This window comes from Citrobacter sp. Cpo037 (assembly GCF_030332945.1).
GTDB classification, from domain to species: Bacteria; Pseudomonadota; Gammaproteobacteria; order Enterobacterales; family Enterobacteriaceae; genus Citrobacter; species Citrobacter portucalensis.
The window spans coordinates 42656-69241 of record NZ_JAOWGW010000080.1 but is presented as its reverse complement, the minus strand read 5'-3'; the positions used below and the strand labels follow the sequence as shown (position 1 = coordinate 69241).

Below are 26586 nucleotides of genomic sequence, written 5' to 3'. Positions count from 1 at the left end.
GCGTATTATGGCAAAATGATGAGTATAAAACTATGGGCACAGACGATCTGCGCCCGAGGGGGAGATTAATCGCCCAGGCCGCGCCCGGCGTCTTTCTCTTCGATCAGCTCAATTTTGTAGCCGTCCGGATCTTCAACGAACGCAATCACTGTGGTGCCGCCTTTTACTGGACCTGCTTCACGTGTTACGTTACCGCCATTCTGGCGAATACGTTCACAGGCTTCAGCCGCGTTGTCTACGCTCAGGGCTATATGGCCATAGGCAGTACCCAGATCATACTTGTCGACACCCCAGTTATAGGTCAGTTCGATTACTGCTTCACTGGTTTCAGGACCGTAGCCGACAAAAGCCAGAGAGTACTTGTATTCAGGGTTTTCGCTGGTACGCAGCAGCTTCATGCCCAGCACGTTGGTATAAAACTCGATGGAACGCTGCAGGTCACCCACGCGCAGCATGGTATGGAGTAAACGCATCTTTTTCCCCTTCAAAAATGGCTAATACATTCAAAATGTTGTTTTAGTATAGCGGCGTTGTTACGCCGCTATCAATGTCAGAACGGAGATTGTGACGTTAGAGGGTAGGATAGTCGGTGTAACCTTCCGCGCCGCCGCCGTAGAAGCTCTCGGCACGTTGCGGATTCAGTTCTGCTTTGCGTTGCAGACGCGCCACCAGATCCGGGTTAGCAATATAGGCGCGACCAAAAGCAACGGCGTCGATCAGACCTTTCTCGATCAGCGCTTCTGCTTTTTCTGGGGTGTAAGCACCAGCACCAATGATAGGACCGTGGAAGCGTGCGCGAACTTTTTCGCGGAACGCATCGGAATACGGCTCGCCACCGGCCCAGTCCGGCTCAGACATGTGCAGGTAAGCGATTCCGCGCTTGCCCAATTGTTCAATCAGATACAGCGCATCGGCTTCTTCGTTCGGACCGTTGTCAACGTTCTGGAAAGTGCCAATCGGGGAGACGCGAATACCAATGCGATCGGCACCCCATTCTTTAATACCGGCGTCAACCACTTCCAGCACCAGACGCGCACGATTTTCGACGCTGCCACCGTATTGATCGGTACGCTGGTTAGACGTTGGCGACAGGAACTGGTGCAGCAGGTAGCCGTGGGCAGAGTGCAGTTCAACCATATCGAAACCTGCCACGCGCGCATTGGCTATCGCCTGACGGAAGTCATTAACGATACCCGGAATCTCTTCTGTTTCCAGCGCACGTGGCATTGAAGTATCGGCACGCGTTGCCAGGCCGTTTTCATCACGTAGCGAGGTGCGGGTTCCAGCGCTAATCGCGGAAGGTGCAACTGGAGCTTGGCCGTTTGGCTGCAGACTGGCGTGAGAGATGCGTCCGGTGTGCCACAACTGGACAGCAATATGACCTTGCTCAGCGTGTACGGCAGCAGTGATTTTCTTCCATGCGGCAATTTGCGCTTCGCTGTGTAAGCCGGGTGCTCCGGCATAGCCTTTCGCCTGTGCGGAAATCTGCGTCGCTTCGCTGATGATAAGACCCGCGCTGGCGCGTTGACGGTAATACTCGGCCATCAGCGGAGTAGGGATGTCGCCAGGCTCAATACTGCGCAGACGCGTCAGTGGCGCCATAAATACGCGGTTTGCTGCCGTAATGGCACCCACTTTCAGTGGGGAAAACAGTTTTTCAGATGACATGTGATACTCCTGAATAGACCGGTCGTCTAGTAATAAAGAAAATAAAAACGCCTGTTAAACGGCAGGCGTTGTGATGATGTTTTTAACGTGCGCCAGCGCATTTTCCAGCGGAGTGGCGCTACGAGAAATCTTGGCCTGCAGGTTGGCGCCAAGCCACAGCGCATACAGTACCTGCGCCTGCTGTAACGGCTCGCCAACAAAAGACAGACAATGGCTGGCCTGACCTTTCTCCAGCGCCTGCGCTAACAGCACAATAATGTGCCGCGCGCCTTTATCCATCGCAGTGCGCATATCTTCTGACAGATCGCACACTTCGGCAGACAGTTTTACTGTTAAACAGCCGCTAATAATGCCGTGCTGGCTAAACTGGTTCAGGGTTTCCTGATAGTAGGCCAGAATGCGGTCGCGGTAGTTTCCCGCTCCCGTATCAAAGTGCGTAGCCAGTCGCCGATGATAGGCCGCATAGTGGCGTTCCAGCATCGCGACACCGAACGCTTCTTTAGAGCGAAAGTAATGATAAAACGAACCTTTGGGTACTTCAGCGGTTTTCAGTAGTTCGCTTAAACCCATGCCGGTGAAGCCGCGCTGCATACACAGCAGTTCGCCAGTCGCCAGCAGATGTTCGCGTGTATCGTGTTCAGTGATTTTGTTCATGAAAACGAGTGTAATAGACCAGTCGGTCTAATGCAATAGCGCTTGCGAGAAATTCAGTTAACGTCTTCAATATGTATATCAATCTTATTAAAGGAGGGGATGTGGCCGAACAGCTGGAGTTTTTCCCCGTCCAGAGCCCATGCCGTGGAATATGTCAGTCTGACGAACGCGGCTTTTGCCGTGGCTGTTTTCGCAGTCGGGATGAGCGTTTTAACTGGCAAAAGATGAGCGATACCCAAAAGCAGGAAGTGCTGCGGCTTTGTCGTCAGCGCCTGATGCGTAAATTACGAGCAAACAAAGCCAACCCTTCGGAAGAACCGCAACAACCTTCACTCTTTTAAAAGCGTAATTGCGTATACTCGAGGCACATTCACTTAAAAGGAAGCTGCTATGGTTCAGCGTATTACTATTGCGCCGCAAGGCCCGGAATTTTCTCGCTTTGTGATGGGGTACTGGCGCCTGATGGACTGGAATATGTCCGCGCGCCAGCTAGTCAGCTTTATTGAAGAGCATCTGGATCTTGGCGTGACCACCGTCGATCACGCCGATATTTACGGTGGATACCAGTGTGAAGCGGCGTTTGGTGAGGCAATGAAGCTGGCTCCGCATTTGCGTGAAAAAATGCAGATTGTGACCAAATGCGGGATCGCGACGACGGCGCGCGCGGAAAATGCGCTGGGCCACTACATCACCGACAGTGCACATATTATTGCCAGTGCAGAAGAGTCGCTGAAGCTGTTGGCGACCGATCATATTGATCTGCTGCTGATCCACCGTCCCGATCCGCTTATGGATGCTGACGATGTCGCCGACGCTTTTAAAAAATTGCACCATAGTGGCAAAGTGCGTCACTTTGGCGTCTCCAACTTTACCCCTTCACAGTTTTCGCTGCTGCAATCGCGTCTGCCGTTTACTCTGGCGACCAACCAGGTAGAAATTTCACCAGTACATCAGCCGCTCCTGTTGGATGGTACTTTAGATCAACTGCAACAGTTACGTATTCACCCGATGGCCTGGTCCTGTCTCGGCGGTGGTCGCCTGTTTAATGATGATGCTTTCCAGCCTTTACGTAATGAGCTTGCCGTGATCGCAGAAGAGTTGAATGCGCAGTCTATTGAACAGGTGGTATACGCCTGGATTTTACGTCTGCCGTCTCAGCCGCTGCCGATTATTGGCTCAGGAAAAATAGAGCGTGTACGTGCTGCCATTGAGTCTGAATCGCTGAACATGTCTCGCCAGCAATGGTTCCGCATTCGTAAAGCGGCGCTGGGTTACGACGTACCCTAATCGCGTTTTTGGCGCATCTCCGTTCAAATTTGTGTCACTGGTTTACACTTAACAATCAGACACCTTTTGGACGGAGGTCTTATGAAGCGTTTGAGTTTGGCCATTATCACTCTACTCGCCTGTGCAGGTGCGCAGGCTGCCAGTGAAGAAAAAGTGACGATGAATCTGGTCACATCGCAAGGCGTCGGCCAGGCGATTGGTACGGTCACTATTGCTGAAACCGCAAAGGGGCTGGAGTTTACGCCCGATCTGAAGGCGTTGCCGCCAGGTGAACATGGCTTCCATGTGCATATGAACGGCAGCTGCCAACCGGCAATTAAAGATGGGAAAGCCTCAGCCGCAGAATCGGCTGGCGGCCATTATGATCCGCACCAAACCGGCAAACATGAAGGCCCGGAAGGCGCAGGTCATATGGGCGACCTGCCGCTATTGGTGGTGAATAACGACGGTAACGCTACAACGCCGGTCGTTGCGCCGCGGCTTAAAACGCTCGATGAGGTTAAAGGTAAAGCGCTGATGATCCATGTGGGCGGCGATAATATGTCCGATCAACCGAAACCGCTTGGCGGTGGCGGAGCACGCTATGCCTGTGGTGTTATCAAATAATCAACGACTGAGAGTGCCCGGCGGCGGCGCCTGTTCGAGTTGTGAAAGCGAGCAGTGTAGCCGCCAGACCAGTGCCGACAGTTCCTGCGCAGCGGGTTGATGATGGTGGGCAAGCGTATCGCAGATGCGCTGTAGCTCATTCAGTGTGGCATTCAGTGGTCGTTGCTGGACGCCACGCTCGCTCATTACATCGCGCAGCAGCGAGATACACACGTCCCTGACGCGAGCCAGCGGATCGGAACGCGCCTCCCAGGTACGCAGTTGCCACACCACGTGCGAGCAGTTCAGTAAAACGACCCCCCAACGTAATAACCAGCGTCGCGCCAGCGCATCCTGACTGTTGCTGAGCTGGCTGACGTGATGATAGGTCAGCGATTCAAATTCGTTTTCACTGAGTGATGGATGTCGGCTGAGCTGATCGACAAAATCCCGGCGCAGGGCGCGAATATGGCGGCGACTTTTCCGTGCATCCGATCCGGGGCGCAGAATGGCGAAGGCCAGCCATGACAGCGCCACGCCGGTGATTTTCGCCATATTGTCATTCAGGAAATCAGCAAAATCATATACCGGCGGATTGGTTACCGCGATAAACGAACCCATAAATACAATCAACTGCCCCCAAAGACCTGCCAGGGCAGGCATTTGTAGCTTCAACAGTTGCATGGTGGCGAGTAGCGGGAAAAGAAAGAGAATAAACTGCCAGAGGTCGGAAATTTGCACCATCAGGCCAAACTTAACCACAAAGCTAAATAGCGACAGTAGAACCAGCGTACGCATCAGCAAAGAAAGCGACTTGAACGGTGTGGCAACGGCGGAATACAGCACACTGCTGATCGCAGCGAGCGTGAGTGCGCCAGAGCCTGATTCCCATTGTGCGCCAATGCTCCATGCGCCGATAAGCATCAAAGTGCAGAACGTACGCAACCCGCTCCAGATAGCTTCCGCATTATCGGTATGACGGGCAAGCCCCGGCGTGCGGGCGATATTAATACGCTCGGCGGTAACACCATTTTCCAGTAAATGCAGATAATGGCTGCTGCGCAGGTAGAGCCGACAAAAATAACGCAGTCGTTGCCAGAAGGCGACGTGTCGATAGTCGCGGGCATCGACGGGCTGCAGTGGGGCAATAATACGTGCGACAGTGTAGCTATTCGCATTGGATTTGATTAGTTCGCTGAGCAACTGTTCGATGATTTCCCGGGTATTGGACGGAGGATTAGGCCAGTTCAGCAGCATCCTGCGCAGACTGGAAATCACGCTGGTCATGCGTAACTGCTGGTGCAACAGCGAATTGAGCAAAGCATTCTGGCGACGAAAACGATAATGACTCCAGAAAGCCTGAATACGCAGCAGGTTCATGGTCAGAATCTGCCCGATAACACCTTCATGGGCTGTGCGAATGGCATCCGTGGTTTCTGGTTGCCAGAGTAGGCTGGCATGTTCCAGTAAACGTGAATGCATGTTTTTCAATGCAGTCAGTAACGTGGTGCCATCGGAGGTGCTGGGCAGGATCATCATCATCACGCCGCCACACAGGATACCGACGATGACTTCACACACACGTGCCTGCGCGATATCCCATAACTGTGTAATTTCCACGGTATTGACCATGGGAAACGCAATGATCGCCGCCGTATAACCCGCCAGTTGAAAGGCGTAGGCAACGTTATTGGTGAAATGCGCACAGGCCCAGGTACAAAATCCGATCCACACTGACATGCTCAGCAAAAACAGCCACGGCTCATTGAGAGTATGACCGGCAATAATCAATGCGGCGGTGGCTCCCAGTAGGCTACCCGCCACGCGACCCAGACTTTTGCTGATAACCCCGCCAACGGTGGGAAAACTAACCACCGCCGCCGAGGTCATTGCCCAGTAGGGCTCATCCAGATTCAGATAATAAGCAAAAGTTAACGCCAGGCACATCGCAATGGTGTTACGCAGCGCATAACGCCACTGTGCCGCCGTGGCTTTAAACCACGGCAAATTGCCTGGTGTCAGGCGGGGCAGTTTCATTTACGCTGGCCGATGGATACGCTGCAGGTTGTACCTGACACCAGCGTGACCTCCCGCGGCAGGGCGTCGAATTCGATGCGTACCGGGACACGCTGCGCCAGACGCACCCACGGCACGTTGGGTTTGATGTCGGGAATCAGGCCGGAATCACTTTCCACACTTTGATCATAGATGGCACGGCCAATACTGGAAACGTGACCCTGTAACTTTATATCACCGCTGTAGAGCGTGATAAGGGCGGGCGCACCCTCGCGAATGTGGCGTAACTTAGTTTCTTCAAAATATCCCATCACATAAAAAGAGTGACTGTCGACAAGGGCAAACAGGGGCTTACCAGTTGAGGCGTAATCACCGGTACGGGTAGACAGGTTTGTGACCCAACCCGCTACGGGGGCTTTGACCACCGTTTGTGTCAGTTGCCACTGGGCCTGGCGCAAACTGGCCTCAGCCGCTTCAACGCTTGCCTGCATGGCTTTTACGTTGAGATTTGCGGTATCCAGATCCTCGGCTGAGATGTAATTTTGCGATAAATGACGGCGGCGGTTGGCTTCGTTATTGGCTTTCGCCAGGTCAGACTGCGCTTTTGCCAGTTGCGCTTGCGCATTCAGTTCAGCAATGTGAAATGGCGTCTTGTCGATAATAAAAAGGACATCGCCTTTATTCACAAACTGGTTATCTTTTATATAGAGTTCGCTAATGCTGCCTGACACTTGCGGCGTGATGCTGACCTGCTCAGCACGTACTTTGCCATCACGTGTCCAGGGCGATTGCATATAGTAATTCCACATCCACCATCCGGCGAAAACTGCGATTGCAGCGACTATAATAGTGGAGAAGTATTTAACGGTTTTAAGCGACATAATCACCACGCTATCAGCATAACAAAGGCCAGACATACGCAAAGCGTAAAGAGTGACAGATCCATTAGCAGGGGATGCCAGATTTCGCCGGAGTAAATCCAGTCGCGCAGCAGGCGATGAACAACCAGCCAGAGAATAAATCCTGCTACAATCGACTTGAAAACAGGAGGGAAGTAGACAGATGCGCCGATCATTAAATCCTGTAGGGGCAATCCTGTTGCATTAAATATAAACTTCACGGGCAAAATCCTTGACGGAAGAGAGCATTGCTATAGGTTTAGCAAAAAAGAGACAATGAGTCTCTGTAACGCATAATGTCTGAAAAAATGTCAGCCGGTAAGCAAATTTGGCAATACATTTGTTTTGGGAATACAAATGCTGCACACTATTCTAAAATCAGCACAATAACTTAGCAAGCTAATTATAAGGAGATGAAATTGGAATCGCCATTAGGTTCTGATCTGGCACGGTTGGTGCGCATTTGGCGTGCTCTGATTGACCATCGCCTGAAACCTCTGGAGTTGACGCAGACGCATTGGGTTACGCTGCACAACATTCATCAGTTGCCGCCGGATCAATCGCAGATTCAGCTGGCTAAAGCGATTGGCATCGAGCAGCCTTCGCTGGTACGTACGCTTGACCAGTTGGAAGAAAAGGGACTCATTTCACGACAGACTTGCGCCAGCGATCGTCGAGCTAAGAGAATTAAACTGACAGAGAAGGCTGAGCCGCTGATCGCTGATATGGAAGCGGTGATCAACAAAACACGTGGAGAAATTCTGGAAGGGATTTCAGCTGAGGAAATTGATCTGCTGATTAAGCTGGTTGCCAAACTCGAACACAATATTATTGAACTGCAGTCACAGGATTGAAACGATAAGTTACGTGTGGCCAGAGCCTGACCACACGTGAATTCGATTAGCGTGGAGACACGGTAACCTGGCTGCCGTTGTTAGCCATAACAACGCGCTGGCCGGCTGAAAACTTGGTTGCACCTTGTTTCTGAACCACCATGATGGTATTACCATCATCCTTACGGATTTCCAGTTCCACACCCTGGGTTTTATTCATCGCACCTTGTACGCCTTGACCCGCTACGCCACCGGCAACTGCACCTGCAGCCGTCGCTAATGAACGACCCGTACCGCCGCCGACGGTGTTACCAAGGAACCCGCCGAGTACCGCACCACCAATAGCACCAATCACGTTTGCGTCATCGCCACCCTGGATTTGCACCGGACGAACATGAACAATCGTACCGTAGGTAACGTTCTGAACTTGTTTCGCTTCGGATGCGGTATACACGTCACCTGAAAGGCTATCATTGTTAACGCAACCCGCTAAAGATACGCCCATTAATGAAACAATCAGCACACGTTTAATCATTTACAAATCTCCTTTGTCACCACGAAACGCTAATAAAGCACCCTTCATGGTTAAATTATATGGCATTTGTGAGCCTAAGGTCACATGTTCTACTGGAACAATATGAAAATCTTAACCGAAATCGGATCAACCGAGTATAAACGAATCATTCATGTAATTGATGTAATTAAACGATCATTGTAATGATTAGCCACCAAAAATCATTAAGGAAGCATGGCATTAGTCGACACTTTATGGTTGAGTGTCAAGGCTAATTTGCTTAAAAGGATGACCTATGAAATCGGGCCGTTTTATCGGTGTAATGTCTGGAACCAGCCTTGATGGCGTCGATGTTGTGCTGGCGACAATAGATGAAACGATGGTTGCGCAGCAGGCGAGTCTGACCTGGCCCATCCCCATTCATGTTAAACAAGCGATTCTGGATATCTGCCAGGGGCAGCAGCTTACACTTTCTCAGTTTGGTCAGTTAGATGCACAGCTCGGTTATCTATTTGCTGAGGCGGTGAATGCGCTGTTGGTGCAAGAAAAATTGAAACCGCAGGATATCGTTGCGATTGGTTGTCACGGGCAAACCGTGTGGCATGAACCGAACGGTGCTGCGCCGCACACGCTGCAAATTGGTGATAACAACCAGATTGTCGCGCGTACCGGGATAACCGTAGTCGGCGATTTTCGTCGACGTGATATCGCCCTTGGCGGGCAGGGTGCACCGCTCGTTCCCGCGTTTCATCAGGCACTGCTGGCACATCCAACGGAACGGCGAATGGTGTTAAACATCGGCGGTATTGCCAATCTGTCTCTGCTTATTCCGCAACAACCCGTTCGCGGATACGACACCGGGCCGGGCAATATGCTGATGGATGCCTGGATCTGGAGGCAATGTGGCCAGCCCTACGACAAAGATGCGCAGTGGGCCATTTCAGGAACGGTGATCTTACCGTTGCTGCAGAATATGCTTAACGACCCTTATTTTTCCGCGCCTGCGCCGAAAAGCACCGGCCGTGAGTATTTTAATTACGGCTGGATAGAGCGTCATCTGGCGCAGTTTCCGGGAATTAGCCCACGAGATGTACAGGCGACGCTTGCCGAACTGACGGCAGTAACCATTTCAGAGCAGGTCTTGTTAAGCGGCGGCTGTGATCGACTCATGGTATGTGGTGGTGGCAGTCGTAATCCACTGCTGATGATGCGTCTGGCGGCATTATTACCGGGTACAGAGGTCACCTCAACCAATGAAGCCGGGATCAGCGGTGATGATATGGAAGCGTTAGCCTTTGCATGGTTGGCGTGGCGAACACTGGCCGGATTGCCGGGAAATTTACCGTCTGTGACTGGGGCGTCAGAGCCGAGTGTTTTAGGGGCAATTTATCCTGCCAATCCGCGAACTCAGAGTTAACTGAAATTATTCAGCGCGGTATGCCGGTAAACTAAGGATATTAGGGAGGGTGCCATTACCCTCCAGGACCAGGAAAGTCTTCAGGATATGGCTATGAAAAAACTGTTGTTAGTGTGTCTGCCCGTACTGCTTAGCGGTTGTAGTGTGTACAACCAATTTGTCGAGCGTATGCAAACGGATACGCTTGAATACCGCTGCGACGAAAAACCGCTGACCGTGAAGCTGAACAATACCCGCCAGACGGCAAGCTTTGTTTATGATAATCAACTATTGAACCTCAAACAGGGCGTGTCGGCATCAGGTGCACGTTATACCGATGGTATCTACGTATTTTGGTCTAAAGGCGACGAGGCAACGGTCTATAAACGAGACAGAATTGTGCTAAATAACTGTCAGTTACAGAACCCGAAGCGTTGAGATTTTCACCTGGGCGGCGCACAATAGCGTCACCCACTGACAATCCGTAGCCCAACATCATGTCTGATAACGACGAATTGCAGCAAATCGCGCATCTGCGCCGTGAATACACGAAAGGCGGTCTTCGCCGCCGCGATCTTCCCGCCGAACCCCTTGCGCTGTTTGAGCGCTGGCTGGGGCAAGCCTGTGATGCCAAACTGGCCGATCCCACCGCAATGGTCGTTGCGACTGTCGATGAAAATGGTCAGCCGTATCAGCGCATCGTGTTACTCAAACATTATGATGACAAAGGGTTGGTGTTCTATACCAACCTTGGCAGCCGTAAGGCGCATCAGATCGAGAAAAATCCACGCATCAGCCTTTTATTTCCCTGGCATACGCTGGAACGGCAGGTGATGGTGATCGGCAAGGCAGAGCGTCTTTCCACACTCGAAGTGGTGAAATACTTCCACAGTCGCCCACGCGACAGTCAGATTGGCGCCTGGGTCTCAAAACAATCCAGTCGGATCTCCGCGCGCGGTATTCTCGAAAGCAAATTCCTCGAACTGAAGCAGAAGTTTCAGCAAGGGGAAGTTCCTCTGCCCAGTTTCTGGGGCGGTTTTCGCGTGAGTATTGAACAAATGGAGTTCTGGCAGGGCGGTGAAAACCGTCTGCACGATCGTTTTTTATACCAACGCGAAGATAACGCGTGGAAAATTGATCGCCTGGCCCCCTAAAGATGCAAATTTCTTGTTTTAAGCGCTGGTGCTGATCAATCCGGCGCTTTATTCTATGTTTCTTTCGCATCAGGCGAAAAGTCGTGTACCGGCAAAGGTGCAGTCGTTTTATACATGGAGATTTTGATGGCAAGCAGTAACTTGATTAAACAATTGCAAGAGCGGGGGCTGGTGGCCCAGGTGACGGACGAGGAAGCGTTAGCAGAGCGACTGGCGCAAGGCCCGATCGCGCTCTATTGCGGCTTCGATCCTACCGCTGACAGCTTGCATTTGGGGCATCTGGTTCCATTGTTATGCCTGAAACGCTTCCAGCAGGCAGGCCATAAGCCTGTTGCACTGGTAGGTGGCGCAACCGGTCTGATTGGTGACCCGAGCTTTAAAGCCGCCGAGCGTAAACTGAATACCGAAGACACCGTGCAGGAGTGGGTGGATAAAATCCGCAAACAGGTTGCACCGTTCCTCGATTTCGACTGTGGCGACAACTCGGCGATTGCTGCGAACAACTACGACTGGTTTGGCGGTATGAACGTACTGACTTTCCTGCGCGATATCGGCAAACACTTCTCCGTTAACCAGATGATCAACAAAGAAGCGGTTAAGCAGCGTCTGAACCGTGACGATCAGGGGATCTCCTTTACCGAGTTTTCTTACAACCTGCTGCAGGGTTATGACTTTGCCTGCCTGAACAAACTGCACGGCGTGGCACTGCAGATTGGTGGTTCTGATCAGTGGGGTAACATTACTTCGGGTATCGATTTGACCCGTCGTTTGCACCAGAATCAGGTGTTTGGTCTGACCGTTCCGCTGATTACTAAAGCTGATGGCACCAAATTCGGTAAGACGGAAGGCGGCGCAGTGTGGCTGGATCCGAAGAAAACCAGTCCATATAAATTCTACCAGTTCTGGATCAACACCGCCGATGCGGACGTTTATCGCTTCCTGAAATTCTTCACTTTCATGGACATTGAAGAGATCAATGCGCTGGAAGAAGAAGATAAAAACAGCGGTAAAGCGCCGCGTGCCCAGTATGTTCTGGCCGAACAGGTTACGCGTCTGGTTCACGGTGAAGAAGGTCTGGTCGCGGCAAAACGCATTACCGAAAGCTTGTTCAACGGCAATCTCAGCGATTTGAGTGAAGCAGATTTCGAACAGCTGGCGCAGGATGGCGTGCCGATGATCGAGATGGACAAAGGTGCCGATTTGATGCAGGCGCTGGTGGACTCTGAGCTGCAGCCTTCTCGCGGTCAGGCACGTAAGACCATTGCGTCAAACGCGGTAACCATCAACGGTGAGAAGCAGTCCGATCCGGAATATTTCTTCCAGGAGAGTGATATCCTGTTCGGGCGCTATACCTTACTGCGCCGTGGCAAGAAGAACTATTGTCTGATTTGCTGGAAGTAAGATTGAGTTAGCAGGGGCGTGGGAAACTACGCCCCTTTATTTTTTCAGGGTTGTGGTAAGTAAAATGAAGAATATCCTCGCCATCCAGTCCCACGTTGTTTTTGGTCATGCGGGCAATAGTGCAGCAGAATTTCCGATGCGTCGTCTTGGCGCAAATGTCTGGCCGCTGAATACCGTTCAGTTTTCAAACCACACGCAGTATGGCAAATGGACCGGTTGCGTTATGCCGCCGAGCCACCTGACTGAAATTGTTCAGGGCATTGCTGATATTGATAAACTCCAGACCTGTGACGCAGTACTGAGCGGCTATCTTGGCTCAGCAGAACAGGGCGAGCATATTCTGGGTATTGTTCGCAAAGTAAAAGCGGCAAACCCGCAGGCAAAATACTTTTGCGACCCTGTGATGGGACACCCTGAAAAGGGGTGTATCGTCGCACCCGGAGTGGCGGAATTTCATGTACGCCATGCGCTTCCGGCCAGTGACATTATTGCCCCAAATCTGGTTGAGCTCGAAATTCTGTGCGAGCATGCGGTGAATAATGTCGGTGAGGCCGTTGCAGCAGCGCGTGAAATGATCGCTCAGGGACCTGAAATTGTACTGGTGAAGCATCTGGCACGCGCAGGTATCAGCACCGACCGTTTCGAGATGCTGCTGGTCACCGCTGAACAAGCGTGGCATATCAGTCGTCCGTTAGTCGATTTTGGCGCACGTCAACCGGTTGGTGTGGGTGATGTGACGAGTGGCTTGTTACTGGTGAAACTGCTGCAGGGCGCGTCTTTACAGCAGGCGCTTGAGCATGTGACTGCGGCGGTGTACGAAGTGATGATCACTACCAAAGAGATGCACGAGTATGAGCTACAGGTCGTGGCCGCGCAGGACCGTATCGCCAAGCCTGAACACTACTTTAGCGCAACTCAGCTGTAATCGATGCCCGATGGCGCTCACGCTTATCGGGCATATTTTTAGCTGTAGGCCGGGTATGTGCAAGTGCCACCCGGCAACAACAATTAATTTAAGCCTTCTGCTTTCAGCGCAGCAGCAACCGCCGGGCGTTCAGCCATTCGCGCCATATAGGCGTCAATATTACTTAATCCTGCCATATTCAGCTTAACCGCATAGGCCCAACGCAGTACGGTAAACAGATATGCATCGGCGATGCTGAAGCGCGGGCCGCAGATCCATTGGTTATCTTTCAGCGAGTCGTTCACATACTGCATTTTTTTCTCCAGCAGCGCGCGAACGGTTGGCTTAAAGTCTTCCGGCGTATCGGGACGGAACAGTGGCGTAAAGCCTTTATGCAGTTCTGTCGCAATGTAGTTAAGCCATTCGATGGTTTTGTAACGGGAGAGGCTGCTGGTAGGGGCAAGGAGCTGGCGGTCTGGCACGCTGTCCGCCAGGTATTGCATGATGGCGACACCTTCGGTAAGTAGCGTACCGTCATCCAGCAACAGTGCGGGAACTTGCCCTTTTGGGTTTACCGCGAAAAAATCATCGCCATTTTCCAGACGTTTCTTCATCAGATCAACACCATCCAGCGTGAAATCTTTACCGCTCTCACTAAGTGTGATGTGGGAAGCGAGAGAACATGCGCCCGGTTTGTAGAACAGTTTCATCGGTAACTCCTTTTGACTGAGGTATATCGTATGGTAGTGCTACCTCAGGCAAAAAAAAAGCCGCTAACAACAGTTAGCGGCCTGAAAATGAGTTTCCCTGAGAATTACGCTGTCGCGGCCTTAGAGGCTTTCTCATTGACGTCATCGTCCTGAGTCATACGGTTCAGTTTCGGAGCCGTCAGCAGCATCAGAACAGCGATAACAGCCGTTGCGACACCAATCTGCAGGAACACACGACCGTAGACTTCAAGGGACATCAGCGGGTCAGTCACATTCTCTGGTACAGCCATCATGTTAGCGACGTAGCCACCGATGATGTTTGCACCGGCGGTGGTCAGGAACCAGCTACCCATGATGAAGCCCATCAGGCGTTGCGGAACCAGTTGTGCCACCATTGCCAGACCCAGACCGGAGATCATCAGCTCACCGATACTTTGCAGACCGTAGCAGATGATCAGCCAGTTAACGGAAACGATGCCCGCATCGGTAGCGAATTTCGCGCCCAGCGGCAGGATCAGGAATGCACCGGAACACAGCACCATACCAATCGCAAACTTGGTCGGCATCGGCAGGGTATCGCCCATTTTGTTATAGATAGCGGCGAGGATTGGGCTACCAATGATGATCCAGAACGGGTTCAGTGCCTGGTACTGTTCAGGTTCGAAAGCAATGCCAAGAATAGAGTGCTCAACGTTACGAATCGCAAAGAAGTTCAGTGAGGTCGGCATCTGGCTGTACAGCACGAAGAAGATAATCGCTTCCAGCATCAGAATGAAGGCGACGATCATTTTACGACGCGCAGCACCGTGCATGGTGAAGGCTTCTTTACCGAAGATGAACACGATACCCAGCGCAATGACGCCCAGAACCATACGTGCGATCTGCTGGTTGTGCAGCAACCAGGTTGCAATCGCGATCAGTACCACAACGCCAGCAATGGTCAGCAGCAGGTTACGGAAGTTGATCGGTTCAAAGTCAGGTTTAGAACCGTACTGTTTAACCCAGCGCTGACAGAATGCGAAGTTAACAACGGTAATCAGCATACCCACGACGCTCAGAGCGAACGCGGTGCTCCAGCCGTAACGCGCAGCTAACCATGGCGTTGCCAGCATAGAGAAGAATGAACCGATGTTGACGGACATGTAGTACATGGTAAATGCACCATCAAGACGCGGGTCATCTTTGGCATAGCAGGTAGAGAGCAGGGAGGATGGGTTTGCTTTAAACAGGCCGTTACCGACAGCGATGGCCGCCATGCCCATATAAACGATACCCGCATCGTGACCGGACCATGCTACCAACGCATAACCGATGGCCAGCACAACGGCACCCAGCATAATGACACGTTTTGTTCCCAGAACTTTATCACCTAACCAGCCGCCAATGGCAACCAGACCGTACACCAGGGCGCTAAAGGACGAGAAAAGGGTGATGGAATCCGCTTCTGACATACCCAGCTGTTTAACCAGGTAGACGGCCATAATCCCTTGCAGGCCGTAATAACCAAAACGTTCCCACAGCTCAATAGAGAAAATGAGATAGAACGCTTTTGGTTGTTTGAAGGCGTTTAAACTTACGCTTTCTGTTGGTTTATTGTTTGCAGTAGACACTTTTACCTCTTTTTTTACATCCCATATCAACGGGGGTGTTCAGGTACGTGATGAGTCAAGTTCATCCGTCCGATTGTTATAGTGGGAGGGGAAACGGCAAGTAATGTTCACTATCTTGACCCTTCAGACAAGTGGTTTGTAATAATCTGTTACATATATCATGACTGGTGAAATCGTCGGGGCGGTGAAATGTTATCTAGCGTTAAATTTCTTCATTTCTAAAATGGCAGATTTTTACACTGTTTAATCACCGTAAAAACCGCAATGTGGCGATATGTTCTGCTATTTAAGGTTGAATCCAGTGATATAGGCCATTATCTGAAAAATAGGCAGTGTAATGTTTTGTTTGGAAACTGTGCAGTTAGGTCATCCAATTGTCACCTTAACTAAAAAATAAAAATTTATTAACATTGTGTTAGCTGGATGATCTGGATCACGTATAGATAGAAATTTCTTTTGCTAAAAAAACGATTAACCTGCTCAGGTGTTAATTAACAAGAATATTGCATTAGATATGAGCAATTGAATGGCATCATTGTCGGGAAAATAAACGCTGGGGAGTGCATAACTAATCGTTATGTATGTAAGGGCCGAGGAGGATGCCCCGGCAGCATTAGATATCGACTTTCTCTTTGAATTCGCAGAGATCTTCAATAATACAGGAACCACAGCGCGGCTTTCTGGCGATGCAGGTGTAGCGGCCGTGAAGAATTAACCAGTGATGGCAATCGACTTTAAATTCACTGGGTACGACTTTCAGCAGCTTCTCTTCAACCTGCTCGACATTTTTACCCGGGGCGAATTGCGTGCGATTACAGACGCGAAAAATGTGGGTATCTACAGCGATAGTGGGCCAGCCAAAGGCGGTATTTAACACCACATTAGCTGTCTTTCGCCCAACTCCAGGGAGAGCTTCTAACGCCGCACGGTCTTCAGGTACTTCACCATTGTGTTGTTCCAGCAGAATGCGGCAGGTTTTAATTACGTTTTCCGCTTTGCTGTTAAACAAACCGATTGTCTTGATGTAGGACTTAACACCTTCAACACCGAGCTCCAGCATCGCGGCAGGCGTATTGGCGACGGGATATAGCTTAGCCGTCGCTTTATTGACACTGACATCGGTCGCTTGTGCGGAGAGTAAGACTGAAATCAACAGTTCAAACGGCGATGTAAAATTAAGCTCGGTTGTCGGATGCGGGTTGTTATCCCGCAGGCGCGTCAGTATTTCCAGACGTTTTGCTTTGTTCATTACGCATTCCCTGTTTCACCCGCGGGACTGTCCGCGACAGCCGCCTCGGCACGACGTTTCTTCATTTTCTCATCAATCAGATACTTCACTGCCAGCATCAGACCCAGGCCAATAAACGCGCCCGGTGGCAGCATGGCCAGCAGAAACGGCGTATCAGTATGGAAGATCTCAACGCGCAAGACTTTGGCCCAGCTACCCAACAAACCGTCTGCACCATCAAACAGTGTACCGTTACCAATTATTTCACGCAGCGAACCCAGAACAAACATGGCACCGGTTGCGCCCATGCCGATAGAGAAACCATCAAGTGCGGATAACGCAGGGCCCTTTTTGGCGGCGAAGGCTTCTGCACGGCCAACAACAATACAGTTAGTCACAATCAGCGGGATGAAGATGCCCAGAGATTGATACAGGCCGAAGGCGTAGGCATTGATCAACATCTGCACCGCGCTCACCACGGAGGCGATGATCATGACATAAATCGGAATGCGAATTTCAGGCGGTGTCCAGCGACGGAGTGCTGAAATCGTCAGGTTGGTCAGCGTCAGGACGAGCGTAGTCGCGAGTCCCAGACCCAGCGCGTTAGTGGCGGTAGAGGTGACGGCTAACAGCGGACACATCCCGAGTAGCTGCACAAGCGCGGAGTTATTTTTCCATAACCCCTGGACAATAACGTCTTTAATTTCGCTCATGGTTATTCTCCACAGGCGCTAAGTTGAGGGAGTTGCGCAGGCAGTGTCTGCGCATACAGGCCGGCACGTTTAACCGCGTTAACTACCGCACGGGGTGTAATGGTTGCGCCAGTAAACTGGTCAAAGTCGCCGCCATCTTTTTTCACTGCCCAGTGAGAGTCATTACCCGCCGCGATTGTTTTACCGCTAAAATGGGTGATCCAGTCGGACAGTCGCAGTTCGATTTTGTCGCCCAGCCCCGGCGTTTCATGGTGTTCGGTAACCCGCGTACCCAACACGGTACCCGTGAAATCGACACCCACCAGTAGTTGAATCGCTCCGGAATAACCATCTGGCGCCGTAGCTTCAAGAATTGCTGCAACGGGGCGATCGTCCTGGCGGGCAATATATACACGGTGCGTACCTTTGCCTAACGCCGGCGCATTGACCAGATAACAACTTTCAGACAAGTTATTATTGTAGCGATCGCCAGGCAGAACCTGATCGAACAGCGTTTTTTGCTGTATCGCGGCCTGTTCATCAATGGTTGACTTGGTTAATTGATTGATTGCTGCAGTTAACCCCGTCGAGCCTGCGGCAAACAGCGCCAGCGTAATACCGTGTTTACGAATCGTTTTCAGCATAGGGACTCCTTAGCGATGTCCGTACACGCGAGGGCGAGTGTAATAATCAATCAGGGGAACCGTGATATTCGCCAGCAATACGGCAAAAGCCACGCCATCAGGATAACCGCCAAAACTGCGAATCAACCATACTAACAGGCCAGCAAGTGCGCCAAAAATCAGGCGACCGCGGTTGGTTGTTGATGCCGTAACGGGATCGGTAAGAATAAAGAACGCACCTAACATTGTCGCGCCGGAAAGGAGGTGCAACTGAGGCGAGGCCAGCGATTCTGGCGAAAATATCCAGCCCAAAGTGGCACAAACGGCGAGTGACAGCAGGAAGCTAACCGGGATATGCCAGCGAATCGCTTTTTGCCATAACAGCACGATACCGCCCACCAGCCAGGCAAGGTTCACCCACTGCCAGCCAGCGCCTGCCAGCATGCCGCTGTAGATCGGGTATTGCATCACCTGCTCAACGGTACGTCCTGCATGCAGGGATGTCTTAAAGGTATCAAGAGGCGTTGCCTGACTGATACCATCGATGCCCATACGCAGCGAATTCATATCCCCACCGCTGGCGGTATGTCCGTTAAAGATAACGTTCAGGGCGTCAAAAAAACCAGGCACCGTGGCCGCAATTTCATGCGGCGGAAGCCAACTGGTCATCTGTACCGGAAATGAGATGAGCAGCACGACATAACCAATCATGGCAGGGTTAAACGGGTTCTGCCCGAGCCCGCCATACAGCTGTTTCGCAATGATAACCGCAAATACCGTGCCTAATACCACCATCCACCATGGCGCGAGGGGCGGAATACTGACGGCCAAAAGCAACCCGGTGAGTAACGCAGAGTTGTCTTTTAAAATCGGCACAATGGGTTGTTTACGCAGTTTAAGCACACCCGCTTCGGCAGCAATAGCGCTGATGGATGCGAGAACTATCTGGAACAACGTGCCCCAGCCAAAGAACCACAGCTGAGCGGCGATCCCCGGCAATGCAGCAAGTAATACCAGCATCATGATACGCGATGTCTGGCGCTGGTTATGGGTATAAGGGGAGCTTGCTATTCTGAATACCATTTATTCCTCGTTTACAACCTGCTGCTGTGCGGCTTTCTTAGCCTGAGCGCGTGCGATAGCGGCCGCGACGGCGGCTTTACGTGGATCAACCGGCTCGGCTGTTTCAGCTACCGCCTGCTGCTCGAGCTTGCGGGCCTTGGCGCGGGCGATTGCTGCTTCCACGGCGGCTTTACGCGGATCAACCGGTTCGGCCGTTTCCGTTACCGCTTCTTGCTCAAGTTTGCGGGCTTTGGCGCGGGCGATTGCCGCTTCGACGGCGGCTTTACGCGGATCAGCCGGTTCGGCCGTTTCCGTTACCTGTTCTTGTTCAAGTTTGCGGGCTTTGGCGCGGGCAATTGCCGCTTCCACGGCGGCTTTACGCGGATCAGCCGGTTCGGCCGTTTCCGTTACCTGTTCTTGTTCAAGTTTGCGGGCTTTGGCACGGGCAATTGCCGCTTCCACGGCGGCTTTACGCGGGTCTGTACCCGTGCTGCTGCCATCACTATGCGGCGGATTTTCCTTACGGGAGGCACGAGCTTGCGCCTTACGCGCCTCGCGTGCGGCAATCACGGCACTATTGTCAGGTTTTACGCCTGCCTGAATGACCACTGGCTGTAGCGCCTGAGCCTGCTTTTCTTTTACACGAGCCAGCGCGGCAGCAATGGCATCATGATCTTTGGCCGCCGGCTGAGCAGCAGCGCTCTTATGGCGTTCAAGACGCGCTGCTTTTTCACGTTCAAGGCGCGCCTGGCGGGCTTCAAACCGAGCTTTCGCTTCAGCGGCGCGTTTTTCTTCCTGGCTAATGGCGTAAATCTCGGCTTTTTCCTGACGGAAATATTGCACCAGCGGAATATTGCTTGGGCATACCCAGGCGCAGGCACCGCACTCAATGCAGTCGGCGATATTATGGGCCGTTGCCTTGTCGTGCTGTTGCCCTTTACTGAACCAATAAAGTTGTTGTGGCAGGAGATCCGCCGGACAGGCATCGGCGCATGCGCTACAGCGAATGCAGCCTTTCTCTTCCGGTGTTTCACCCATTTCACTGGCAGAGGGTGCCAGAAGACAGTTGGTTATCTTCACCACCGGGACATCCAGCCACGGCAGCGTAAAGCCCATCAGCGGCCCGCCCATAATTACCATCTGGTCGGCGGAAGGGCAGAAGCCCGCATCGTTGAGCAGATGACGAACCGGCGTGCCTAAACGCGCCCAGACGTTGCCCGGACGGCTGACGGCTTCACCGGTAAGCGTCACGACACGTTCGGTGATCGGCTCTCCGTCAATTACTGCCCGTTTAATTGCATAGGCGGTTCCGACGTTTTGCATCAATACGCCGATATCAGAGGAGCGTCCGCCGTGGGGAACCTGCTTGCCGGTCAGGATTTGTGTTAACTGCTTGGCCCCGCCGGACGGGTACTTGGTGGGGATCACGCGTAGGCTAATGTCGTGTGAATCAGCCAGCACCGCGCGCAGCATAGATATTGCCTGCGGTTTGTTATCTTCGATACCAAGGAGGATCTCGCGTGGCTGAAGAATGTGCGCCAGGATGCGGATACCTTCGACGACCTGAGCGGCACAGTCCTGCATCAGGCGGTCATCTGCCGTAATGTACGGCTCGCATTCGGCGGCGTTAATGATCAGGGTTTCAATTTTATCTCCACCGCCCTGCAGTTTAACGCCGGTGGGAAAACCCGCGCCACCCAGTCCGGCGACACCGTACTGATGAATACGCGCAATCAGTTCTTCCCGGTTGTGGGAGCGGTAGTCGGTCCAGCCATCTCGCTCAATCCAGCGGTCTTCGCCATCGGCGTCTATGATGACGCTCAGCTCAGCGAGTGCCGAAGGATGTGCGGTGGAATGCGGCGCAATAGCAACCACGGTGCCTGATGTTGGCGCATGGACTGGAAGCATTTTGCCACGCCCGCGGGTTAAGGCCTGACCACGCAGCACGGTGTCACCCACGTTTACGCACAGTTCACCCTCCGCACCAATATGTTGTTTCAGCGGAATAACGAAACGCGGCGCCAGCGGAACCTGTCGCAACGGCGTTCCGTTTGACTGGGTTTTCATTTCTGGTGGATGAATGCCGCCATCAAAGTCCCAGATTTTATTTTTTCTGAATGCAGAGAATAACTTAAACATGTTGTTCCACGGGAATGATGCGCACAGGGATGGTGTTTAAATCCCATTTCCAGCTATCGGGTGTCTCGGCTACCGGGCGTAATTCAATACATTGCGTCGGGCACGGGTCAACGCACAGGTTGCACCCGGTGCAGAGATCGCTCATTACCGTGTGCATGGAGCGGGTCGCGCCCACGATCGCATCGACCGGGCAGGCCTGAATACACTTAGTGCACCCAATACAGTTATTTTCATCAATGACCGCCAGCATTCGCACCGGCGTAACGTCTTGTTCATCGCCATCAATAGGTTGCGGGTCGACGTTCAGCAGAGCGGCAATTTTTAACATCACCGCTTCGCCACCGGGGGCGCAACGGTTAATTTTTTCACCCTGAGAGCCTATCGCTTCAGCGTAAGGATGACAGCCCGGATAGCCGCACTGTCCACACTGGCTTTGCGGGAGAATTTCATCAATTTTCTCCACGACCGGATCATCTTCAACGGCAAAACGTCGCGAGGCGTACCCCAAAATAGCGCCGAACGCCAGACCCAGTAGACTCACTGCGGCAACGGCAATCCAGATAGCATTCATTACAACTTCACCAAACCACTAAAGCCCATAAAGGCCAATGACATTAAACCAGCAGTAATCAGCGCAATCGCATTGCCGCGAAACGGCGCTGGGACATCCGCTACGGCGAGACGTTCGCGGATCGCAGCGAACAGTACCATCACCAGCGAGAAGCCGACGGCGGCGGAAAAACCGTATAGCGCCGACTGTAAAAAGTTATGGCCGAGGTTGATGTTCAGTAGCGCCACACCTAACACTGCGCAATTAGTGGTGATCAGCGGTAGGAAGATCCCCAGCAGGCGGTACAGCGCAGGGCTGGTTTTACGCACAACCATTTCGGTAAACTGCACGACGACGGCGATAACCAGAATAAAAGCCAGCGTGCGCAGATAGATGAGATTGAGCGGGATTAGGATCCAGGTATCAATCAGCCATGCGCAAATGGAGGCCAGCGTCATGACAAACGTCGTGGCAAGGCCCATACCCATTGCGGTTTCCAGTTTTTTGGAAACACCCATAAACGGGCAGAGGCCCAGAAACTTGACCAGTACAAAGTTATTGACCAGTACAGTTCCGACAAACAGCAGCAGGTAATCAGTCATTTTTCGGCCTGAAATAAAAAAGCCGCCTATTATCTGACAATCTACAACAGGCGACAACAGGTTAACTGTAGGGTTATTACGGGTTCACAAACGTCGATTTAACGCGCTGCGATCGTTTGAAGTAGGGCACCAACAGTGCTGCGGCTAGTAATGGGAACAGCAGTTGGCGCACGGCAAAAGCGTCTGGAACGGGTGAAAACGCAAACGCTTTAATCGCCAGCAACACGGAGATCAGCAGCCACAGAATGTAATGCTTAGGCACACAGGCTCGGCGTTTGAAAAACGCAATCGTCAGCCACAGTGTGTAATACCACATGGCGATCGCGGTAACAAAAGAGACGCCCCATAACAGCAAGTTTGCCGTACTTTGCTCACCCAGCGTTTTGAAGGTTTGCGGTGTAGCCAGCGCAGTGACATAAAGTAATAACGCCAGCGAAGCGCTCAACAACGCGACTAACAGCCAGGCCAGTGGCCCAAGTAGCCAGCCTCCGATACGTTGTGCCGGTGTGGTAGTCATCTCTTCTCCAGGTTTACGCGCGCAATCAATCATGCCATTCATTTTGGGGCAATTATTATAAAGCTTTTAACGTTGAGCGCTACTTTCTTCTTTATTGCACGTAATGCCAGACTGATTTAGGTACCTGACCAACATCAAACAGACGGCCTCCGGATATAAGCTCCGCACGGCGATGGTCTGCGGCACGGTACATATTGATGATGTCGCTATCGTCGGTGAGCGTGTAGTTTAGATGGTCGAACAGCTTTTCCAGACTTTCGAGTGAACTGATTTTGCGGAATTTTAATAAGTAATCCTGAACAGTCATAAATGCAGATCCATATTAATAAAATAATACCAACGGAGTAGAAAATATAAAAATAAACAACGTGCACAGGTAAAAGCGGATTTACGTGCAAATTTAAGAAGAGTGTTCATACCTGTGAAAAGCAGGCGCTATGCGCGTCTTTGGCAAGGGTAACGCGCTTAGCGATCGCTGGCAATATGCAGCGGAGCGGGATGCGGCATAATTCCCTTTTTTTGACAGAAAGCGATCTTTTCCTGGCAAGCCCTGCAACTACCAATGTTAATTGCCGGGCAATAAAAGGCTGCGGATGCTTATTTCTTCTGCACTGCGGCAACGGGCTCTGGCGGCTGGTAATTGTCAATATGATTGGCAACACCCAGCAGGATCACGGAGACGGCGAGAACAATCCAACCTGTTAATTCAATAAGACGATTCATTACTGATGACATTTGCTTTGATTTATCCATAAACACAGGCTGCAAATGTTACTAATCTCTCATTAATACAGCAAGATGATTGGGAACGATTTCTACCTCTTTTTCGCTGCAAGTTAAGCATAAGTGGCATATGTTTGACTTAAGTTAAAAAACAACCTTTGTAGCGCAAAGGTTATTAAACTATTGAGACGTTGCAAGGTATGGTGTGAAATAGGTCAGTCCTGAATTGAGAGGCAATAATATGAGTGACAACATCCGCGTTGGGCTAATTGGCTATGGTTATGCCAGCAAAACCTTCCATGCCCCACTGATTGTGGGCACGCCGGGCCTGGAACTGGCTGCGGTTTCCAGTAGTGATGAAGCAAAAGTGAAGGCAGACTGGCCTACGGTGGCGGTTGTTGCTGAGCCTAAGCATCTTTTTAACGATCCAAAGATCGACCTGATTGTGATCCCCACGCCTAACGACACGCACTTTCCGTTAGCGAAAGCTGCGCTGGAAGCGGGCAAACACGTGGTTGTTGATAAGCCTTTTACCGTGACACTGTCACAAGCTCGTGAGCTGGATGCGCTGGCGCGCAGCCTCGGGCGCGTGCTGTCTGTGTTCCATAACCGTCGCTGGGACAGTGATTTTCTGACGCTGAAAGCTCTGCTGGCGGATGGTGTTTTGGGAGAGGTGGCGTATTTCGAATCCCATTTCGATCGTTTCCGCCCGCAGGTTCGTGATCGTTGGCGTGAACAGGGCGGTCCGGGAAGCGGTATCTGGTACGATTTAGCACCGCATCTTTTGGATCAGGCGATTAACCTGTTTGGTTTGCCCGTCAGCCTGACAGTAGACCTTGCCCAGCTGCGCCCGGGCGCGCAGGCAACGGATTACTTCCATGCCATCCTGACGTATCCGCAGCGTCGAGTGATCTTGCATGGCACCATGCTCGCTGCCGCAGAATCGGCCCGCTATATTGTGCACGGATCGCGTGGCAGCTATGTGAAGTATGGTCTTGACCCGCAGGAAGAGCGCCTGAAAAATGGCGAACGACTGCCACAGGAAGACTGGGGTTATGATATGCGCGATGGCGTATTGACGCGAGTAGAAGGCGAAGAGCAGGTCGAAGAAACATGGCTTACTGTACCGGGCAACTATCCGGCGTACTATGCTGGCATTCGTGATGCGCTAAATGGTAACGGTGAAAACCCGGTACCGGCGAGACAGGCTATCCAAATTATGGAGCTGATTGAGCTGGGTCTCGAATCCGCGAAACATCGTTCGACGCTGTGCCTTGCCTGATTAGGTAAATGGCGCAAGGCGATACCTTCCTGGCATCGTATCCGGCCTACAATCAAAACCAACGTAGGCCGGATAAGCGTTAGCGCCATCCGGCACTTTACCTGTTACGCTGCGGCGACTTTCTCGCGCAAGGCTCGTTTTTCTTCGTTACTCAGGAATGCCATTTCCAGACCGTTGATTTGGGCCTGACGTATCTGTTCACGCGTTAACCCTGCCGCGGGTGCGGCAATGGTGTACTCGTGAATAATATCCACACCTTGAACAGCCGGGTCGTCCGTATTCAAACTGGCGATAACGCCATGCTCAAGGAACGTTTTCAGCGGATGGTTCGCTAGTGAGGCAACGGTGCTGGTCTGAATGTTTGATGTCAGGCAGGATTCGATGCCGATACGGTGCTCGGCGAGGTAATCCATCAACGCACGATCTTCAACGGCTTTAACGCCGTGACCAATACGCTCAGCGCCTAGCTCTTTAATGGCCTGCCAGATGCTTTCTGGTCCCGCGGCTTCGCCCGCATGAACGGTAATACGCCAGCCGGCGTCGCGAGCCTGGTTGAAATGGGACAGGAACAGGCTGCCCGGGAACCCCAGTTCGTCACCGGCAAGATCCAGTGCCGTAATATGGTCTCGGTGGGCTAACAGCGCATCCAGTTCCTGCAGGCAGGCGGCTTCGCCAAAAGTACGGCTCATAATGCCAATTAAGCGTGCTTCGACGCCAAAGGTCTTGCAACCCTCGCGTACACCTGCGATGACGGCTTCAACCACACCTGCAACCGGGAGCTGATGCGTCATCGCCATGTATCCTGGGGAAAAACGCAGTTCAACATAGTGCAAGCCGTTACGTGCGGCATCCTCAATATTTTCAAATGCCACGCGACGACACGCATCCAGCGAGGCCAGTACCTTCACGCCCCAGTCGAGCTTGGATAAAAAGCTCACTAAATCCGGCTCAGTTGATGTGACTTGCACATGAGGGATCAGCGTTTCCAACGTTTGTGCCGGAAGCGTTAAGTTGAACTGACGACCCAGATCCAGGATCGTTTGTGCACGGATGTTACCATCAAGGTGGCGATGGACGTCGGTCAGGGGGAGGGAAGTATCAATCATGGTCGCACTCGTGTATTTAGGTAAAGTGCAGGCCATTATACAACAGAAAAATGTTCCTCTAAAAACTTTAAAAAAAGCAGTGCAGAGTTCGGGGTTATGGGGAAGCAAGTATCGCCAAATTGTTGACCATGCTGTTAGCGCTCTAACAGAGTGGTGTTCCGACGGCCTGATCCTTGAGACCGTATCACGCTGCTTTTGCCTTGCGGTGGCAAGATGGGCGTAAAGTAAGCAATAACGCATTTCCTGCAGCATGTGTGTAATGAAGGGATTTTATTTTAAGATTATTTACCTCGTTTTTATATAATTACTGCCTGTCAGTGTTATTTTATTCAGATATTTATTGAGTAACATTGCTAGGGAAGGTGCGAACAAGTTCCTGATATGAGATCATCATATTCATCCGGAGCGCATCCCAGAGGGACATCATGAGC

At 51.8% G+C, this 26586-nt stretch carries 30 protein-coding genes and 1 pseudogene; 11 read left to right on the top strand and 20 right to left on the bottom strand.

The features are described 5' to 3' along the window. Window positions 1-65: 65 nt before the first annotated feature. The 3 genes from gloA to OGX94_RS21330 form a co-directional block, all read right to left on the bottom strand. On the bottom strand, window positions 66-473 hold the full coding sequence (gene gloA / locus OGX94_RS21340) for a lactoylglutathione lyase (RefSeq protein ID WP_003832762.1): 408 nt from the start codon (window positions 471-473) through the stop codon (window positions 66-68). Between the two features lie 97 nt (window positions 474-570). Further along, the gene (locus tag OGX94_RS21335) at window positions 571-1668 is read right to left on the bottom strand and encodes an alkene reductase (protein WP_063941544.1); all 1098 of its coding nucleotides are present in this window, start codon (window positions 1666-1668) and stop codon (window positions 571-573) included. Between the two features lie 54 nt (window positions 1669-1722). After that, window positions 1723-2322 (bottom strand): TetR/AcrR family transcriptional regulator, encoded by a 600-nt coding sequence (locus OGX94_RS21330; protein WP_003832766.1) that lies wholly within the window; start codon window positions 2320-2322, stop codon window positions 1723-1725. 71 nt (window positions 2323-2393) lie between these two features. Here OGX94_RS21330 and OGX94_RS21325 point away from each other — a divergent pair, with 71 nt between their 5' ends. From OGX94_RS21325 to sodC, 3 genes are all read left to right on the top strand, one after another. Continuing rightward, the gene (locus OGX94_RS21325; protein ID WP_257661698.1) at window positions 2394-2663 is read left to right on the top strand and encodes a DUF1289 domain-containing protein; all 270 of its coding nucleotides are present in this window, start codon (window positions 2394-2396) and stop codon (window positions 2661-2663) included. A 49-nt stretch (window positions 2664-2712) separates the two neighbouring features. Next, the gene (locus OGX94_RS21320) at window positions 2713-3609 is read left to right on the top strand and encodes an aldo/keto reductase (protein WP_148362018.1); all 897 of its coding nucleotides are present in this window, start codon (window positions 2713-2715) and stop codon (window positions 3607-3609) included. Window positions 3610-3690: 81 nt separating this feature from the next. Next, a complete protein-coding gene (gene sodC / locus OGX94_RS21315) occupies window positions 3691-4215 on the top strand; it encodes a superoxide dismutase [Cu-Zn] SodC (protein WP_003832772.1) in 525 nt (174 codons plus the stop codon). Here sodC and OGX94_RS21310 read toward each other — a convergent pair. The 3 genes and pseudogenes from OGX94_RS21310 to OGX94_RS21300 form a co-directional block, all read right to left on the bottom strand. Then, a pseudogene (locus tag OGX94_RS21310) lies at window positions 4191-6231 on the bottom strand (FUSC family protein). The gene sodC and the pseudogene OGX94_RS21310 sit on opposite strands and share 25 nt — an antisense overlap. Next, window positions 6228-7091 (bottom strand): efflux RND transporter periplasmic adaptor subunit, encoded by an 864-nt coding sequence (locus OGX94_RS21305; RefSeq protein ID WP_032934449.1) that lies wholly within the window; start codon window positions 7089-7091, stop codon window positions 6228-6230. The pseudogene OGX94_RS21310 and the gene OGX94_RS21305 overlap by 4 nt, the downstream one beginning before the upstream one ends. Window positions 7092-7093: 2 nt before the next feature. Then, window positions 7094-7330 (bottom strand): DUF1656 domain-containing protein, encoded by a 237-nt coding sequence (locus tag OGX94_RS21300; RefSeq protein ID WP_063941548.1) that lies wholly within the window; start codon window positions 7328-7330, stop codon window positions 7094-7096. Between the two features lie 192 nt (window positions 7331-7522). On the opposite strand from OGX94_RS21300, the gene slyA reads away from it, so the two are divergent. Then, on the top strand, window positions 7523-7963 hold the full coding sequence (gene slyA / locus OGX94_RS21295; protein ID WP_122973940.1) for a transcriptional regulator SlyA: 441 nt from the start codon (window positions 7523-7525) through the stop codon (window positions 7961-7963). A gap of 46 nt (window positions 7964-8009) precedes the next feature. Here the strand turns inward: slyA and slyB are convergent, their stop codons facing one another. Next, entirely contained in the window at window positions 8010-8477 is a 468-nt protein-coding gene (gene slyB / locus OGX94_RS21290; protein WP_003029175.1) for an outer membrane lipoprotein SlyB, read from the bottom strand. 274 nt (window positions 8478-8751) lie between these two features. Here slyB and anmK point away from each other — a divergent pair, with 274 nt between their 5' ends. From anmK to pdxY, 5 genes are all read left to right on the top strand, one after another. Further along, window positions 8752-9873, top strand: a complete 1122-nt coding sequence (anmK, locus tag OGX94_RS21285) for an anhydro-N-acetylmuramic acid kinase (protein ID WP_257661699.1) — start codon at window positions 8752-8754, stop codon at window positions 9871-9873. 87 nt (window positions 9874-9960) lie between these two features. Continuing rightward, window positions 9961-10290 (top strand): C-type lysozyme inhibitor, encoded by a 330-nt coding sequence (mliC, locus tag OGX94_RS21280; protein WP_003029170.1) that lies wholly within the window; start codon window positions 9961-9963, stop codon window positions 10288-10290. 59 nt (window positions 10291-10349) lie between these two features. Next, on the top strand, window positions 10350-11006 hold the full coding sequence (pdxH, locus tag OGX94_RS21275; RefSeq protein ID WP_003029169.1) for a pyridoxamine 5'-phosphate oxidase: 657 nt from the start codon (window positions 10350-10352) through the stop codon (window positions 11004-11006). A 126-nt stretch (window positions 11007-11132) separates the two neighbouring features. Then, entirely contained in the window at window positions 11133-12407 is a 1275-nt protein-coding gene (gene tyrS / locus OGX94_RS21270; RefSeq protein WP_003029168.1) for a tyrosine--tRNA ligase, read from the top strand. Window positions 12408-12471: 64 nt separating this feature from the next. Next, on the top strand, window positions 12472-13332 hold the full coding sequence (gene pdxY, locus OGX94_RS21265; protein WP_286569916.1) for a pyridoxal kinase PdxY: 861 nt from the start codon (window positions 12472-12474) through the stop codon (window positions 13330-13332). A gap of 83 nt (window positions 13333-13415) precedes the next feature. Here the strand turns inward: pdxY and gstA are convergent, their stop codons facing one another. The 12 genes from gstA to blr all read right to left on the bottom strand — a co-directional run bounded on the left by gstA (window position 13416) and on the right by blr (window position 23767). Further along, window positions 13416-14021: a glutathione transferase GstA gene (gstA, locus tag OGX94_RS21260; RefSeq protein ID WP_286569914.1), complete on the bottom strand. Its 606-nt coding sequence runs from the start codon at window positions 14019-14021 to the stop codon at window positions 13416-13418. Window positions 14022-14125: 104 nt separating this feature from the next. Continuing rightward, a complete protein-coding gene (gene dtpA, locus OGX94_RS21255; protein ID WP_020996425.1) occupies window positions 14126-15631 on the bottom strand; it encodes a dipeptide/tripeptide permease DtpA in 1506 nt (501 codons plus the stop codon). A 613-nt stretch (window positions 15632-16244) separates the two neighbouring features. Continuing rightward, window positions 16245-16880, bottom strand: a complete 636-nt coding sequence (gene nth / locus OGX94_RS21250) for an endonuclease III (protein WP_003029161.1) — start codon at window positions 16878-16880, stop codon at window positions 16245-16247. Then, complete coding sequence (locus OGX94_RS21245) at window positions 16880-17572, bottom strand: electron transport complex subunit E (RefSeq protein WP_126956307.1); 693 nt, start codon at window positions 17570-17572, stop codon at window positions 16880-16882. The genes nth and OGX94_RS21245 overlap by 1 nt, the downstream gene beginning before the upstream one ends. A gap of 2 nt (window positions 17573-17574) precedes the next feature. Next, on the bottom strand, window positions 17575-18195 hold the full coding sequence (rsxG, locus tag OGX94_RS21240; RefSeq protein ID WP_164562825.1) for an electron transport complex subunit RsxG: 621 nt from the start codon (window positions 18193-18195) through the stop codon (window positions 17575-17577). Window positions 18196-18204: 9 nt separating this feature from the next. Next, the gene (rsxD, locus tag OGX94_RS21235; protein WP_003832796.1) at window positions 18205-19257 is read right to left on the bottom strand and encodes an electron transport complex subunit RsxD; all 1053 of its coding nucleotides are present in this window, start codon (window positions 19255-19257) and stop codon (window positions 18205-18207) included. Next, complete coding sequence (rsxC, locus tag OGX94_RS21230) at window positions 19258-21375, bottom strand: electron transport complex subunit RsxC (protein ID WP_257661700.1); 2118 nt, start codon at window positions 21373-21375, stop codon at window positions 19258-19260. Beyond that, window positions 21368-21946, bottom strand: a complete 579-nt coding sequence (gene rsxB, locus OGX94_RS21225; protein ID WP_003832800.1) for an electron transport complex subunit RsxB — start codon at window positions 21944-21946, stop codon at window positions 21368-21370. The genes rsxC and rsxB overlap by 8 nt, the downstream gene beginning before the upstream one ends. After that, window positions 21946-22527 carry an electron transport complex subunit RsxA gene (gene rsxA, locus OGX94_RS21220; protein WP_003029144.1) on the bottom strand — a complete coding sequence of 194 codons (582 nt, stop codon included), beginning with the start codon at window positions 22525-22527 and terminating at the stop codon, window positions 21946-21948. The genes rsxB and rsxA overlap by 1 nt, the downstream gene beginning before the upstream one ends. Window positions 22528-22603: 76 nt before the next feature. After that, on the bottom strand, window positions 22604-23044 hold the full coding sequence (locus OGX94_RS21215; protein WP_003832803.1) for a DUF2569 domain-containing protein: 441 nt from the start codon (window positions 23042-23044) through the stop codon (window positions 22604-22606). Window positions 23045-23135: 91 nt separating this feature from the next. Next, on the bottom strand, window positions 23136-23351 hold the full coding sequence (ydgT, locus tag OGX94_RS21210; protein ID WP_003832804.1) for a transcription modulator YdgT: 216 nt from the start codon (window positions 23349-23351) through the stop codon (window positions 23136-23138). A gap of 290 nt (window positions 23352-23641) precedes the next feature. Continuing rightward, window positions 23642-23767, bottom strand: coding sequence for a division septum protein Blr (gene blr / locus OGX94_RS21205; protein WP_003029134.1), 126 nt, complete (start codon window positions 23765-23767; stop codon window positions 23642-23644). A 241-nt stretch (window positions 23768-24008) separates the two neighbouring features. On the opposite strand from blr, the gene OGX94_RS21200 reads away from it, so the two are divergent. Next, window positions 24009-25049 (top strand): oxidoreductase, encoded by a 1041-nt coding sequence (locus OGX94_RS21200; RefSeq protein ID WP_148362016.1) that lies wholly within the window; start codon window positions 24009-24011, stop codon window positions 25047-25049. 104 nt (window positions 25050-25153) lie between these two features. On the opposite strand, the gene add is transcribed toward OGX94_RS21200, so the two are convergent. Beyond that, window positions 25154-26155 carry an adenosine deaminase gene (add, locus tag OGX94_RS21195; protein ID WP_003832808.1) on the bottom strand — a complete coding sequence of 334 codons (1002 nt, stop codon included), beginning with the start codon at window positions 26153-26155 and terminating at the stop codon, window positions 25154-25156. Here add and OGX94_RS21190 point away from each other — a divergent pair. After that, window positions 26154-26378, top strand: coding sequence for a hypothetical protein (locus OGX94_RS21190; protein WP_257661701.1), 225 nt, complete (start codon window positions 26154-26156; stop codon window positions 26376-26378). The genes add and OGX94_RS21190 overlap by 2 nt on opposite strands. The last annotated feature ends 208 nt before the right edge of the window (window positions 26379-26586 follow it).